Source organism: Microbispora bryophytorum, assembly GCF_043197435.1.
GTDB lineage: Bacteria > Actinomycetota > Actinomycetes > Streptosporangiales > Streptosporangiaceae > Microbispora > Microbispora bryophytorum.
In genome coordinates this window covers 42,447-57,263 of the sequence record NZ_JBICTF010000010.1, presented here as the reverse complement: position 1 = coordinate 57,263, position 14,817 = coordinate 42,447, and the positions used below count along the sequence as shown (strand labels likewise).

Below are 14,817 nucleotides of genomic sequence, written 5' to 3'. Positions count from 1 at the left end.
GCCTGTCTGCGGGCGGCAGCCGGCACTTGGTCAATCACTGTAGTCGCCACCGCAGGTGGTCCCCGAACCGGGGCCGAAGCCGCAGGCGCTGTTACCGAGGTGGCTACCAAACGGTATTACGAGGAACCCGTTAGGGTCCCCTGTGGGCGGGAAATGCCAGAACCGGCGCGAAAAACAAGAGGGGATCGAGCAGTTGAGCAGCGCAAGCCTTGAGTGGAGTGATCTTGACCGGCAGGCGGTCGACGTCGTGCGGGCCCTGGCGATGGACGCCGTGGAGAAGGCGGGATCGGGTCACCCCGGCACCGCGATGAGCCTCGCGCCCGCCGCCTACCTTCTGTTCCAGCGGATCCTGCGTCACGACCCCTCGGATCCCAAGTGGGCGGGACGAGACAGGTTCGTCCTTTCCTGTGGGCATTCGAGCCTCACGCTCTACATTCAGCTCTACCTGTCCGGCTACGGCCTGACATTGGACGATCTCAAGGCGCTCCGGCAGTGGGACAGCCTCACCCCGGGCCACCCCGAGCACGGCCACACGGCCGGCGTGGAGACCACGACCGGCCCGCTCGGCCAGGGCCTCGGCAACGCGGTCGGCATGGCCATGGCGGCCCGCCGCGAGCGCGGCCTGTTCGACGCGGACGCCGCGCCCGGCGCCTCGCCGTTCGACCACATGATCTGGTGCTTCGCCTCCGAGGGCGACCTGGAGGAGGGCATCAGCCACGAGGTCAGCGCTCTGGCCGGCCACCAGAAGCTCGGCAACCTGGCCGTGGTCTTCGACTCCAACCACATCTCCATCGAGGACGACACCCAGATCGCCCTGTCCGAGGACATCGCGAAGCGGTACGAGGCGTACGGCTGGCACGTCCTGGAGGTCGACTGGACCGCGACCGGGGAGTACAAGGAGGACGTCCAGGCGCTGTACGACGCGCTGGAGGCGGCCCGCGCGGAGACCGAGCGGCCGACGTTCATCAAGCTCCGCACCATCATCGGCTGGCCCGCGCCGAACAAGCAGAACACCGGCAAGATCCACGGCTCGGCCCTGGGCGCCGACGAGGTCGCCGCGACCAAGCGCGTCCTCGGCATGGACCCCGACAAGAGCTTCGAGGTGCCCGCCGACGTGCTCGACCATGCGCGTGAGGTCGTCGCGCGCGGCCGGGCCCTGCGCGCCGAATGGGACAAGGGCTACCAGAGCTGGCGCGAGGCCAACCCCGAGCGGGCGGAGCTGTTCGACCGGATCTCCAAGCGCAGGCTGCCGGAGGGCTGGGACAAGGCGCTGCCGTCGTTCGAGATCGGCTCGCAGGTCGCGACCCGGAAGGCGTCCGGCGAGGTGCTGAGCGCGCTCGCGCCGGTGCTGCCGGAGCTGTGGGGCGGCTCGGCCGACCTCGCGGAGTCCAACAACACCACGATGAAGGGCGAGCCGTCCTTCATCCCGGACGAGTACCAGACCAAGGAGTTCCCCGGGAACCGGTACGGCCGGACGCTGCACTTCGGCATCCGGGAGCACGGCATGGGCGCGATCCTGAACGGCATCGCGCTACACAACGGCACCCGTCCGTACGGCGGCACGTTCCTGGTGTTCAGCGACTACATGCGTCCGTCGGTGCGGCTGGCCGCGCTGATGAAGCTGCCGGTGACCTACGTCTGGACGCACGACTCGATCGGCCTCGGCGAGGACGGCCCGACCCACCAGCCGATCGAGCACCTGTGGGCGCTGCGCGCGATCCCCGGCCTGGACGTCGTCCGCCCCGCCGACGCCAACGAGACGGCGGCCGCGTGGAAGGCCGTCCTTGAGCACAACGACCGCCCGGCCGGCCTCGCGCTGACCCGGCAGAACGTTCCCACCCTGGACGGCGCGGGCGACCCCGACGCCGTCGCGCGCGGCGGCTACGTCCTGCAGGACGCGTCCAACGGCCAGCCCGACGTCGTGATCATCGGCACCGGCAGCGAGGTCCAGCTCGCCGTCGAGGCCCGCACGATCCTGGAGTCGCAGGGCATCGCGACCCGCGTGGTCTCGATGCCGTGCGTGGAGTGGTTCCGGGAGCAGGACGCCGCCTACAAGCAGACCGTGCTGCCCCCCGCCGTCAAGGCCCGGGTCGCGGTCGAGGCGGGAATCACGCTGGGCTGGCGCGAGTTCGTGGGAGATGCGGGCGAGGTCCTGGGTCTCGAGCACTTCGGCGCGTCCGCACCGTACAAGACGATCTACGAGCAGTTCGGCCTCACCGCCGACCGCGTCGTCGCCGCCGCCAAGGCCAGCCTGGCCAAGACGGGCGCCGACAAGGGCGAGACGACCGGAAACTGAGGGACGAAGGATGAATGAGAATCTGAAGCGGCTGACTGACGCCGGAGTCTCCATCTGGCTCGACGACATCAGCCGGGAGCGCCTGCGCTCCGGCAACCTCGCCGCCCTGATCCGCGACAAGAACGTGACCGGAGTCACTTCCAACCCCACGATCTTCGCCTCCGCGCTGAGCAAGGGCGACGCCTACGACGCGCAGCTGCGCGACCTCGCCACCCGCGGCGTGACGGTCGAGGAGGCCGTACGCGCGATCACCACGTTCGACATCCGCTGGGCGGCCGACGTGCTGCGGCCGGTCTTCGACGCCACCCGCGGCGTCGACGGGCGCGTGTCGATCGAGGTGGACCCGCGCCTGGCCCGCAGGACCGAGGCGACGATCGCCGAGGCCCGTGCGCTGTGGTGGCTGGTCGACCGGCCCAACCTGCACATCAAGATCCCGGCGACCGTCGAGGGCCTGCCGGCGATCACCCAGGCCATCTCCGAGGGCATCAGCGTCAACGTCACGCTGATCTTCTCGCTGGAGCGGTACCGCCAGGTGATGGACGCCTGGCTGAGCGGCCTGGAGAAGGCGAAGGCCAACGGCCTCAACCTGGCCACGATCGAGTCGGTCGCGTCGTTCTTCGTCAGCCGCGTCGACACCGAGATCGACAAGCGCCTCGACAAGATCGGCTCGCCGGAGGCCGCCGAGCTGAAGGGCAAGGCCGCCGTGGCCAACGCCCGCCTCGCGTTCGCCGCGTACGAGGAGATCGTGAACTCGCCGCGCTGGCAGACGCTGCGCGCGGCCGGCGCGCGCCCGCAGCGCCCGCTGTGGGCCTCCACCGGTGTGAAGAACCCCGACTACCCCGACACGCTGTACGTGGAGCAGCTGGTCACGGCCGGGATCGTCAACACCATGCCGGAGAAGACGCTGGACTCCTCGGCCGACCACGCCCGGATCTCGGGCGACACGATCCGCCCCTTCTACCAGCAGGCGTGGGACGTCATGGCCTCGCTGAAGCAGGCCGGCATCGACTACGACGACGTCGTCCGCGCGCTGGAGGAGGAGGGCGTCGAGAAGTTCGAGGCGTCCTGGACCGAGCTTCTCGAAACCGTCGACAGCGAGTTGCGGAAGGCCTGAGCTGCATATGTCAATCGAGGTGACCCTCGGCGACGAGGCGGACGCCGTCGCGGCGGTCAAGGACAAGCTCGTGGCCGAGGGGGTGCCCGCGGCTCTCGCCGCGGGCGACTCCGCGCTGTGGGGCCCGCAGGCGCAGCCGGAGGCCGCGATCCGGCTGGGCTGGCTCGGCCTGCCCGGCAGCAGCCGGGAGCTGCTCCCGGAGATCGCCACGCTGGTGGAGCGGGCCCGCGCCGAGGGCCTTGACCACGTGGTGCTCGCCGGCATGGGCGGCTCCTCCCTCGCTCCCGAGGTGATCTGCGCAACCGGGGACGTGCCGCTGACCGTCCTCGACACGACCGACCCGCACCAGGTGCGGCGCGCGCTCGCCGACCGGCTCGACCGCACGATCGTCGTGGTGGCGAGCAAGAGCGGCGGCACGATCGAGACCGACAGCCACCGGCGCATCTACGAGCAGGCGTTCCGCGACGCGGGGATCGACCCTGCCGAGCGGATCGTGGTCGTCACCGACCCCGGCTCGCCGCTGGAGCGGACGGCCATCGAGGCCGGATATCCGGTGGTGCTCGCCGACCCGAACGTGGGCGGCCGCTACAGCGCGCTCACCGCGTTCGGCCTGGTCCCGAGCGCCCTGGCGGGCGCCGACGTGGCGGGGCTGCTCGACGACGCCGCCGCGGTGGCGCCGCTGCTCGCGCAGGACGAGGGCAACCCGGGCCTGGAGCTCGGCGCGCTGCTCGGCGCGCGGGCGCTGCAGGGGCGCGACAAGCTCATCCTGCGCGACGCGCCCTCCGAAATCACCGGCCTGCCCGACTGGATCGAGCAGCTCATCGCCGAGTCGACCGGCAAGGAGGGCAAGGGCATCCTGCCCGTCGTCGGCGCCGAGGCCGCCGAGGCCCGCGACCAGTTCCTCGTCACCATCGGGCCCGACAGCGGCACGACCGTCGACGGCCCGCTCGGCGCGCAGTTCCTCGTCTGGGAGTACGCGACGGCGATCGCGGGCCGGGTGCTCGGGATCAACCCGTTCGACCAGCCCAACGTCGCCGAGTCGAAGGAGAACACCACCCGGATCCTGCAGGAGGCCGGGGACGGCCCGCTGCCGACCGGCACCCCGGTGCTCACCGACGGCCCGGTCGAGGTGTACGGCGACCTGCCCGGCGACCTCAAGAACCTGGCCGACGTCCTCACCTGGCTGCTGCGCGCGATTCCCGAGCGCGGCTACCTGGCGATCATGGCGTACCTCGACCGCGAGGCGGCGTTCGACGCGGCGGTCATCGGCGATGCGTCCTTCGAGGAGATGACCGAGACCTGGGCGAGCGCCGACGTCGCCACCCTGCGGGCGCTGCTCGACTACCGCACCGACCACGCGATCACGTTCGGCTGGGGCCCGCGCTTCCTGCACTCCACCGGCCAGTACCACAAGGGCGGGCCGGAGGCCGGGGTGTTCCTGCAGATCACCGGGGTGGTGACCGACGACGTCGAGGTCCCCGGCAAGCCCTACACGCTGGGCCGGCTGCAACTCGCGCAGGCGCTGGGCGACCTGGGAGCCCTGACCTCCCGCGGCCGGCCGGCCGTGCGCCTGCACCTCACCGACCGCGTCGCCGGGATCAGGCATTTGCTCTCCGTGGCGGAGGAGCTCTGACCATGCGATGCGTTACTGGCGAAGGGCCCGTCCGCAGGGAGGACACATGACGGAGCAACAGGAGCCGCAGGCCCCCGCCGACGACGCTCTGCAGGCGCCGGACTCGTCCGGCGCCGCGCAGGAGGCGGGGGACGAGCTGACGAACGCGGAGCGGGTGATCCTGGCCGCCGCTCAGGCGGCCACGACCGCGACCACCGAGCTGACCATGGCCGCCAACCCGCTGCGCGACCCGCGCGACCGGCGCCTGCCCCGGGTCGCCGGGCCGTGCGTGCTCGTGCTGTTCGGCGTCACCGGCGACCTCGCCAAGCGCAAGCTGCTGCCGGCGATCTACGACCTGGGGAACCGGGGGCTGCTGCCCCCGGGCTTCTCCCTGGTCGGCTTCGCCCGCCGCGACTGGGCACACGAGGACTTCGCCCAGGTCACGTACGAGGCGGTCAAGGAGCACGCGCGGACGCCGTTCCGCGAGGAGGTCTGGAAGCAGCTCAGCGAGGGCATCCACTTCTGCCCGGGCGAGTTCGGCGACGACGGCGCCTTCGACGTGCTCGCGATGATGCTCAGGGAGATCGACGAGACCCGGGGCACCGGCGGCAACTACGCGTTCTACCTGTCGGTGCCGCCGAAGTTCTTCCCGCTCGTGATCGAGCAGCTCAAGCGGACGAACCTGGCCAAGGGCCCCGACGGCTCCTGGCGCCGGGTCGTCATCGAGAAGCCGTTCGGGCACGACCTGAAGAGCGCCCAGGAGCTCAACGCGATCACCAGCGCGGTGTTCCCGGAGAGCTCGGTCTTCCGGATCGACCACTACCTCGGCAAGGAGACCGTCCAGAACATCCTGGCGCTCCGCTTCGCCAACACGCTGTACGAGCCGATCTGGAACCGCGGGTACGTCGACCACGTCCAGATCACGATGGCCGAGGACATCGGCATCGGCGGCCGGGCCGGCTACTACGACGGCATCGGCGCCGCCCGTGACGTGATCCAGAACCACCTGCTCCAGCTCCTCGCGCTGGTCGCGATGGAGGACCCGACCTCCTTCGACGCCGACGCGCTGCGCCGGGAGAAGGAGAAGGTGCTGCGGGCCGTCAAGCTGCCCGCCGACCTGGCCACCGGCACCGCCCGCGGTCAGTACGTCCGGGGCTGGCAGGGCGGTGAGCCCGTCGTCGGCTACCTGGAGGAGCAGGGCATCTCCTCGGACTCCGCCACGGAGACGTACGCCGCGGTCAAGCTGGAGGTGGCCAACCGCCGGTGGGCCGGAGTGCCGTTCTACCTGCGTACGGGCAAGCGGCTCAGCCGCCGCATGACCGAGGTGGCCATCGTCTTCCAGCGGGCGCCGCACCTGCCGTTCAGCAAGGACGACACCGAGATCCTCGGGCACAACGCGCTGGTCATCCGCGTCCAGCCGGACGAGGGCATCACGGTGCGCTTCGGCTCCAAGGTGCCGGGCACGGCCATGGAGGTCAGGGACGTCAACATGGACTTCGCCTACGGCGAGTCGTTCATGGAGTCCTCCCCCGAGGCCTACGAGCGGCTGCTGCTCGACGTGCTCATCGGCGATCCGCCGCTGTTCCCGCACCAGCGGGAGGTGGAGCTGTCGTGGAACATCCTCGACCCGATCGAGGAGTTCTGGGCCTCCCAGGGCCAGCCCGAGGGGTATGCGTCCGGCTCCTGGGGTCCCGCCTCGGCCGACGCGATGCTGGCCAGGGACGGACGCGCCTGGAGGCGGCTGTGAACGCGGCTGTCAGCACGGCGCATCTGGGGTCAAGCGAGCGGAGAGCGGTGTGACGACCTTCAACCTGACCGAGACGACCGCGTCGAGGATCTCCTCGACGCTCACCCGGCTGCGGCACCAGATGGGCGCGCCCGCCGTCGGCATGGTGCTGACCCTCGTCGTGGTGGTGGACGAGGCGGGACAGTACGACGCCCTGCGCGCGGCCACCGACGCGGCGCGCGAGCACCCCTCGCGCATCCTCATGGTGATCATCCGCGACCCGGCCGAGCCCAACCGGCTGGACGCGGAGATCCGCGTGGGCGAGTCGGCACCGGGCGAGGTCGTGCTGCTGCGCCTGTACGGCGAGCTGACCGAGCACGCCGATTCGGTGATCACGCCGTTGCTGCTCACCGACACGCCGGTGGTGGTGTGGTGGCCGGGCGAGTGCCCGGAGATTCCCGCCAAGCACCCGATCGGGCACCTGGGCAGCCGCCGGATCTTGGACGCCAGATCGGCCGGGGAGGCGGTCGCCGCCATCTCCTCGCGGGCCGGCAGCTACGTCCCCGGCGACACCGACCTGGCCTGGACCCGGCTCACGCCGTGGCGCAGCCTGCTGGCCGCCGCCTTCGACCAGCCCATGGGGAAGATCACCGGGGGCGTGGTCGAGGCCGCGGCGGGCAACCCCAGCGCGCCGCTGCTGGCCGCCTGGCTGTGCGACCGGCTGGAGGCGCCGATCGAGATCGCCGACTCCGCCGGCCCCGGCCTGACGGGCGTGCGGCTGTCCATCGAGGGCGGTGGCGAGCTGACGGTGAGCAGGACCGACGCCAGGCTCGCCACGCTGTCGCGGCCCGGCAACCCCGACCGGCGGGTCGCCCTGGCCCGCAGGCCGACCTCGGAGCTGCTGTCCGAGGAGCTGCGCAGGCTCGACCCCGACGACATCTACGCCGCCGCGATCCGCCGGCTGGCGGAGATGAAGGGGCGGGGACGGGCGTGACCGGCGTTCCCACCGTCCTCGTCCACCGCGACGCCGAAGTGCTGGCCCAGGCCGTGGCCGCCCGCCTCATCACGCGGCTGGTGGACACGCAGGCGGCCCGCGGTTCCGCGCACCTGGTGCTGACCGGCGGCACCGTGGGCATCGCGACGCTGGCCGCCCTCGCGGGGACGGCGGCGCACGACGCCATCGACTGGCGGACGCTCGACGTCTGGTGGGGCGACGAGCGGTTCCTGCCGACCGGTCATCCCGAGCGCAACGAGACCGGGGCGCGTCAGGCCCTGCTCGACCACGTCGACGTGGACCCCGCGCGGGTGCACCCGATGCCCGGCCCCGACTCGGGGATGACCGCCGAGGAGGCCGCCGACGCGTACGCGGTGGAGCTGGCCAAGGCGGCCAGGCCGGAGGACCACGGGCCGGTGCCGTCGTTCGACGTGCTGATGCTCGGCATGGGCCCCGACGGCCACGTGGCCTCGCTGTTCCCCGGCCAACCGGCCGTCTACGAGGAGGAGCGGCCGGTCGTGTCCGTGCACGGCTCCCCCAAGCCGCCGCCGACCCGGCTGTCGCTGACGTTCCCCGCGCTGCGGGCCGCCAGGGAGGTCTGGGTCGTCGCGGCGGGCGAGGAGAAGGCGCAGGCGGTCAGGATGGCGCTGTCCGACGCCGGGCCGTTCCAGATTCCGGCCGCCGGGGCGCGCGGGCGGCAGCGCACGCTGTTCCTGCTCGACCGCGCCGCCGCACACAAGATCCCACCATCGCTGGGGCGGATCGCCTCCCCCTGACGGGAGATCACCGGAACGGCCGGGCCGGGGCACACGCCCCTGCCCGGCCGTTCCGATGTGAGACGTCACCAAGGTGAGGCAGCACCGCCCGCTGACCGACGTCACTGCGCCGGGTGTTGCGCCGGGCGTGAGGTCCGGCCCTCGCGAAGCCCGCCGCACAGGCAGAAGGTCCGGTCCTCGCGAAACCCGCCGCGCCGGGCGTAAGGTCCGGTCCTCGCGAAGCCCGCCGCGCCGGGCGTAAGGTCCGGCCTTCGCGAAGCCCAATGCGCAGGGCCTTCGCTGTGGGCCTCCCTCCCTCCTGCCCGCTCCTTCCCGCCGTGCCTTCATTCGTGGCCTGAGCGGGCCTCGTCCAGGGCGGCGCGGGCCTGGTCGGCGCGCCGGCGGGCGGACCGCGCGGCGCGTTCGGCGGTCGTCTCCTCGCGGTGGGCGACCTCCAGCCGGTGCTCGGCCGCGTTCAGCTTGTCCTTGGCCTTGGCCAGCTTCGCGTTGAGCGTCTCGACCCTGGCCGTCCGCCGCTCGCGCTCGCGCGCGGCCTCTGCTCGCTCGGCTTCCCAGTCGGCGCGGCCACGCTCCGCCTCCAGCGCGGCCCGCTCGGCCTCGGCGAGGGCGCCTTCCAGCTCCTTGATCCGGCGTTCCCGCTCCGCACTGTGCTGTTCCCGCTCCGCACTGTGCTTTTCCCGCTCCGCACTGCGCTTTTCCCGCTCCGCACTGCGCTTTTCCCGCTCCGCTGTGTGCCGTTCCTGCTCGGCTTCCCGGCGTCCGGGCTTCTTCCGCGCTGCCGGTTCGGGTGCGGGCCGTACGATCGGCGCGGGTGTGAAGCCGCTGTAGCCCAGAGGGCGGGTCAGCCGGCCCAGACGCACCTGCTCGGCCGCGTCCTCGTCCACCACGGCGGCGTCGAGGGTCTGCTCGATCTCCAGGTCGGCGGCCGGGGCCAGCGGACGCCCGGCCTCCTCCGCCGTCTCGCGCACGGACCGGACGAGACGGGCGATGAGCGGGGTCCGTTCGCGGCCCGCCTCGGCCAGGGCGTCGGCGTCCTGGGCCCGCCACGCGTCCCGCAGCCGCCGGCCGAGGTCGAGCAGCCGGCCGAGTTCCTCGCTCCGCTCCCGGGCGGTCCGGTTGACGGCCCAGGCCACGACGGTCGGCTTGCGCAGCGCCTTGATCCGCTTGGCCAGCGCCGCGTCGCCCGCCGCCTTCGCCTCCTTGGCCAGCGCGTCGCGGGCCGAGGTGAACTCATCGGGCACCATGCCGTAGAGCCGGTCGGCGGCCTCGTCGACGTCCACAGACCACGTGTACCCGACTTCTCCGCCGCGTTCCACCATGGTAGGTACTCCTCCCATGGAGTTCTTCTGTTATCACCGCGACCGGCCCGGCTCGGGGGCGCTGCGCGACGAACTGCTGGAAGAGCATTGGTCCTACATGGACCGGTACGACGCGGAGCTGATCGCCCGTGGCCCGACCTTCGACTGCGTCACCGACGTCGCCACCGGCAGCGTGCACATCGTGGACCTACCGGATCCCGCCGCGGCGCGTGCGTTCGCCTTCGACGAGCCCAACTACCAGGCCGGTGTGTATCGGGACGTGATGGTACGGCGTTGGCGCAACGTGCTGGGTCGCACCATGTGGGACTTCCCCGGCGGCAGGGACGGCGGCAACCGATACCTGGTGCTGGGCCTGGGCTCCGGGGAGGCCGCCGACCTCGTCCCGCCGCCCGGCCGGGACGAGCTGATCGCCTATGGGCCGCTGCTGTCCGATGACGGCGCCACCTGGCTGGGTACGGCGGTGCTGGTCCGGGCGCCTGACCCGGACGCGGCACGCGCCGTCCTGACCCAGGGCCGGTACGCCGACATCGAGGTGCACGACTGGGAGTTCGGCGGGCGGCGCTGACGCACCGCGGCGACCAAGCACGGCGACCCGTCCTGGTCCGGTGCCCTGAGCAACACCGGACCAGGAGGATCACCTGTGATGACGTCAGCTCGGGGAAGCCGTCGCCATCACGCCCACGGCGATCCGCGCCTCCATCACACCGGGATCCTCGGTGTGGGTGAGCGTCGCGCCGAGGGAGCCGAGCAGCCTGCGCATGCGCGTGTTGTCGTGCAGAAGGGTCGCCCGCACCTCGGCGAAACCGAGGTCCCTTGCCTGGGCGAGGAGCATCCGCGCCAACCGGCCGCCGAGCCCCCGGCCCTGCCAGCGGTCCTCCACGAGGAAGGCGATCTCCGCGATGCCGGGGTCCGCGGAGAACGTCAGCGACGCGAGCGCCACCACCTGGCCGTCGTGCCCGACGACGAGCGACTGGCCGCGGGCCCGATCGCACAGCCGGTCGAAGACGCGCGGCGGCAGGGTGGGGTTGGCGGTGAAGTAGCGGAACCTGCGCGTCTCTGGTGAGCAGCGCTCGTGCAGGTCGCGCAGCGCCTCGCGGTAGAGCGAGGTCAGCGGCTTGACCTGAACCTCCGCGCCGTCGGCGAGCCGCACCGGCCCCTCGGCCGCGGACGGTTCCGCCGGCGGCTGCGTCAGCCGCACCATCGCCGCGGCGCGGGCCGCCTCGGTCAGGGTGAACGGGAGCCCGGAGCGGCGCAGCCGGATGGACCGCCGCGGCGCCACTGGCACTACGAGCAGGGTCGGGTCGGGCAGCTCCAGTGCCTCTCCCTCGGCCCGCTCGCCGTCCTCCTCCCGCGAGCGCACGGCGTTCGCGCCGTACACCCAGCGGGCGTCGTCGGCGCGCAGCAGCTCGCCCAGGATCTCCGGCAGGCGCCAGGGAGCCGAGCGCAGCCGGGCGGCCAGCAGCAGCGTGCGGGTCGGCTCGTCGGTCAGTTCGTGCGCGGTGGCCGGCACGATCCGCACCCGCCTCCCGCCCGCGGCCTCCAGCGCCTCGCGTACGGCCTCGGGGGAGGCGGGGATGTCCGTGACGAACTCGTCGACCGTGCCGTCCGTGTCGGGCTGCACCGACAGGCCCAGGATGTTGCCGCCCTTGCCGGCCAGGGCGGTCGCCAGCGACGCCAGGCGCCCGGGCCGCTCGTCCACGGTCGTACGGATCCGGAAGAACCCCATCGCTACCCGCTCCCTCCGTTGTGCCGGCCTTCAGCGTGCCGGAGCGCTGTTACGCGCCTGCTACACGGCGGTGAGCCGATGGTTTCCTTCCGATGGAGGACGTTACGAATACTGTTATCCGCATGTGTCCTCGTGAATCTCCACGACATCCGTCGCCGAATGGCGGGATGAGTACGGATACAGCAGGATGTGCACCATGACCGCTCCTCTGTCCCCCGGTTTCGTCAACGGCGAGGTGTCCTTCTGGTACCGGTCGCGGGGGATGCCCGCGCCCGGAGAGCCGCTCGGCGGCGACCTGCGGGCCGACGTGGCCGTGGTCGGCGCCGGCTACACCGGACTGTGGACCGCCTACTACCTGAAGAAGGCCGACCCGTCGCTGCGGATCGTCGTGCTGGACAAGGAGTTCGCCGGGTTCGGCGCGTCGGGACGCAACGGCGGCTGGCTGACCGGCGCGCTGGCCGGCTCACCCGAGCGGTACGCCAAGACCCACGGACGGGACGGGGCCCGGCGGCTGCAGCGCGCGATGTTCGAGGCTGTCGACGAGGTCATCCGCGTCGCCCGCGGGGAGGGCATCGACGCGGACATCGTCAAGGGCGGCCTGCTCACCGTCGCCCGCGGCCCGGCGCAGGACCTGCGGCTGCGCGAGGAGCTGGCGGGCCAGCGCGCCTGGGGCTGGGACGCCGACGACGTCCGGTTGCTGACCACCGACGAGATGAACGACCGGCTGCGCGTGGCGGGCGCCACCGGGGCCACCTGGAGCCCGCACTGCGCCAGGATCCAGCCGGCCAAGCTCGTCCGCGGTCTGGCGCGGGCCGTACGGGACCTGGGCGTCGAGATCTACGAGCAGACCCCGGTGACCGCGATCACGCCGGGTGGAAGGACACACCCGGCGGCGGCGGTCACGCCGTACGGGACCGTGCGGGCGGACCACGTGCTGCGCTGCACCGAGGGGTTCACCGCCACCATCACCGGTCACCACCGCGACTGGCTGCCCATGAACAGCTCCATGATCGTCACCGAGCCGCTGCCCGAGCGGGTCTGGGCGGAGATCGGCTGGCAGAGCCATGAGCTGCTCGGCGACATGGCGCACTACTACATGTACGCCCAGCGCACGGCCGACGACCGCATCGCCTTCGGCGGGCGTGGCAGGCCCTACCTGTACGGATCGAGGATCGACGAGCGGGGGCACACGCACGACTGGACCGTGGACGCCCTGTGGGACCTGCTGGTCGCATTCTTCCCCGCCGTCGCCGGGTCGCGGGTGGAGCACGCCTGGTCGGGCGTGCTCGGCGTGCCGCGCGACTGGTGCTCGGCCGTCCACCTGGACCCCGTGACCGGCCTCGGCTGGGCGGGCGGCTACACGGGCCACGGCGTGACCACCACCAACCTGGCCGGGCGCACGCTGTGCGACCTGGTGCTGCGCCGCGACACCGACCTGACCCGGATGCCGTGGGTGGACCGGCGGGTGCGCGCCTGGGAGCCCGAGCCGCTGCGCTGGCTCGGCGTCCACTCGATGTACCGTCTCTACCGCCTGGCCGACGCCCGCGAGAACAGGGGCATGGCCAGGACGTCCGTACTGGCCAGGATCGCCGACAAGATCACCGGGCACTGAAAGGCTGATTTGTGAGTTCCTCCCTCCTGTTCCGCGGCGGCCGCGTCTTCGTCCCCGGCGGGTTCGCCGAGGCGGTGCTCGTCCGTGACGGCGTCATCGCCGCCGTCGGCGCCGAGTCCGACCTCGTACGGCTGGCGCGGGACGCCGAGCCGGTGGACCTCGGCGGCGGCCTGCTGACCCCGGGATTCACCGACGCCCACATCCACCCCGTGCAGGCCGGGCTGGAGCGGGCCAAGTGCGACCTGGCCGAGGTGTACGGGCTCGACGCTTACACGGCGGAGATCGGCGGCTACGCCGTGAGCAATCCGGACAAGGCGTGGATCGACGGCGGCGGCTGGGACATGTCGGCCTTCCCCGGCGGCCTCCCCCACCGCTCCCAGCTCGACTTCCTCGACCGCCCGGCGTACTTCGTGCAGCGCGACCACCACGCCGCCTGGGTCAACACGCGGGCTCTGGAGCTCGCCGGCATCACGAAGGACACCCCCGACCCCGCGGACGGCCGCATCGAGCGCGACCCGGACGGCACGCCGAGCGGCGTGCTGCACGAGGGCGCCATGGACCTCGTCGGCCTGCTCACCACGCGCCCGACCCCGGCCGACGTCGACGCCGCCCTGATGGACGCACAGGCCCACCTGTTCTCGTTGGGCATCACCGGCTGGCAGGACGCCATCGTCGGGTCGTACGCCGGGTCGGACGACCCGCTGCCCGCCTATGTCCGCACGGCCGCCTCCGGGCGGCTGAAGGCGCGCGTGGTCGGCGCCCTGTGGTGGGACCGCGCGCAGGGGGCGGAGCAGATTCCGAGCCTGATCGAGCGGCGCGCGGCGACCGAGGGCCTGGACCGGTTCCGGGCGAACTCGGTCAAGATCATGCAGGACGGCATCCCGGAGAACTTCACCGCCGCCGTCATCGAGCCCTACTGCCGCTGCGGCGGCACCGGCCTGTCGTACATCGACCCCGCGCTGCTCGGCGGGTACGTCAAGGAGCTCGACGCCCTGGGCTTCCAGGTGCACTTCCACGCGATCGGGGAGCGTGCCGTGCGCGAGGCGCTCGACGCGCTCACCGGCACCGACCCCGCCAACCGGCACCACATCGCGCACGTCCAGATCATCACGCCGCAGGACGTGCCGCGCTTCGCCGAGCTCGGTGTGACGGCCAACCTGCAGGCGCTGTGGGCCACCCACCACCTGCAGATGGACGAGCTGTGCATCCCCTACCTCGGCGAGGAGCGCACCTCCTGGCAGTATCCCTTCGCCGACCTCCTGCGGCACGGCACCCGCTTCGCCGGCGGCTCGGACTGGCCGGTCTCCTCGGCCAACCCACTGGAGGCCATGCACGTGGCGGTCAACCGCACCGAGCCGGGCAGCTCCGTCCACGCGACGTACCCCACGGCCCAGACCCCGTTCCTGCCGGAGCAGAGCCTCGACCTGCGTGCCATCATGACGGCCTACACCGAGGGCTCGGCCTGGATCAACCGCTCCCCCGCCGGGGTGATCGAGGAGGGCCGCCCGGCCGACCTCGTCGTGCTCGACCGCGACCCCTTCGCCCTCGATCCGAAGGACATCTGGACGACCGGAGTCGTCATGACGTTCCTCGACGGCGAGCCCGTGCACGGCGGATGACCGTTGCCGGCGCCCGCGGCCGG

General features: G+C 72.2%; 11 protein-coding genes. 9 read left to right on the top strand and 2 right to left on the bottom strand.

The genetic code is table 11. From position 1 onward, the window contains the following. Nucleotides 1-193 precede the first annotated feature (193 nt). The 6 genes from tkt to pgl all read left to right on the top strand — a co-directional run bounded on the left by tkt (nucleotide 194) and on the right by pgl (nucleotide 8,518). Nucleotides 194-2,296: a transketolase gene (tkt, locus tag ACGFIB_RS29105; protein WP_393376316.1), complete on the top strand. Its 2,103-nt coding sequence runs from the start codon at nucleotides 194-196 to the stop codon at nucleotides 2,294-2,296. Between the two features lie 10 nt (nucleotides 2,297-2,306). Next, nucleotides 2,307-3,410: a transaldolase gene (tal, locus tag ACGFIB_RS29100; RefSeq protein ID WP_357248165.1), complete on the top strand. Its 1,104-nt coding sequence runs from the start codon at nucleotides 2,307-2,309 to the stop codon at nucleotides 3,408-3,410. A 7-nt stretch (nucleotides 3,411-3,417) separates the two neighbouring features. Continuing rightward, nucleotides 3,418-5,043: a glucose-6-phosphate isomerase gene (locus ACGFIB_RS29095; protein WP_142572480.1), complete on the top strand. Its 1,626-nt coding sequence runs from the start codon at nucleotides 3,418-3,420 to the stop codon at nucleotides 5,041-5,043. A gap of 205 nt (nucleotides 5,044-5,248) precedes the next feature. Then, nucleotides 5,249-6,769, top strand: a complete 1,521-nt coding sequence (gene zwf, locus ACGFIB_RS29090) for a glucose-6-phosphate dehydrogenase (protein WP_142572544.1) — start codon at nucleotides 5,249-5,251, stop codon at nucleotides 6,767-6,769. Between the two features lie 49 nt (nucleotides 6,770-6,818). Then, complete coding sequence (locus tag ACGFIB_RS29085) at nucleotides 6,819-7,742, top strand: glucose-6-phosphate dehydrogenase assembly protein OpcA (protein ID WP_142572481.1); 924 nt, start codon at nucleotides 6,819-6,821, stop codon at nucleotides 7,740-7,742. Beyond that, a complete protein-coding gene (pgl, locus tag ACGFIB_RS29080; protein WP_357248162.1) occupies nucleotides 7,739-8,518 on the top strand; it encodes a 6-phosphogluconolactonase in 780 nt (259 codons plus the stop codon). Before ACGFIB_RS29085 ends, pgl begins: the two co-directional genes overlap by 4 nt. 323 nt (nucleotides 8,519-8,841) lie before the next feature. Here pgl and ACGFIB_RS29075 read toward each other — a convergent pair whose 3' ends face one another. Then, nucleotides 8,842-9,798: a hypothetical protein gene (locus ACGFIB_RS29075; RefSeq protein ID WP_393376314.1), complete on the bottom strand. Its 957-nt coding sequence runs from the start codon at nucleotides 9,796-9,798 to the stop codon at nucleotides 8,842-8,844. 55 nt (nucleotides 9,799-9,853) lie between these two features. On the opposite strand from ACGFIB_RS29075, the gene ACGFIB_RS29070 reads away from it, so the two are divergent. Beyond that, the gene (locus ACGFIB_RS29070; RefSeq protein WP_357288218.1) at nucleotides 9,854-10,402 is read left to right on the top strand and encodes a YciI family protein; all 549 of its coding nucleotides are present in this window, start codon (nucleotides 9,854-9,856) and stop codon (nucleotides 10,400-10,402) included. 84 nt (nucleotides 10,403-10,486) lie between these two features. Here the strand turns inward: ACGFIB_RS29070 and ACGFIB_RS29065 are convergent, their stop codons facing one another. Then, nucleotides 10,487-11,563 carry a GNAT family N-acetyltransferase gene (locus ACGFIB_RS29065; RefSeq protein WP_357261760.1) on the bottom strand — a complete coding sequence of 359 codons (1,077 nt, stop codon included), beginning with the start codon at nucleotides 11,561-11,563 and terminating at the stop codon, nucleotides 10,487-10,489. A gap of 196 nt (nucleotides 11,564-11,759) precedes the next feature. On the opposite strand from ACGFIB_RS29065, the gene ACGFIB_RS29060 reads away from it, so the two are divergent. Then, a complete protein-coding gene (locus tag ACGFIB_RS29060; protein ID WP_393376312.1) occupies nucleotides 11,760-13,175 on the top strand; it encodes an NAD(P)/FAD-dependent oxidoreductase in 1,416 nt (471 codons plus the stop codon). An 11-nt stretch (nucleotides 13,176-13,186) separates the two neighbouring features. Continuing rightward, nucleotides 13,187-14,794 (top strand): amidohydrolase, encoded by a 1,608-nt coding sequence (locus tag ACGFIB_RS29055; protein ID WP_393376311.1) that lies wholly within the window; start codon nucleotides 13,187-13,189, stop codon nucleotides 14,792-14,794. Nucleotides 14,795-14,817: the final 23 nt, after the last annotated feature.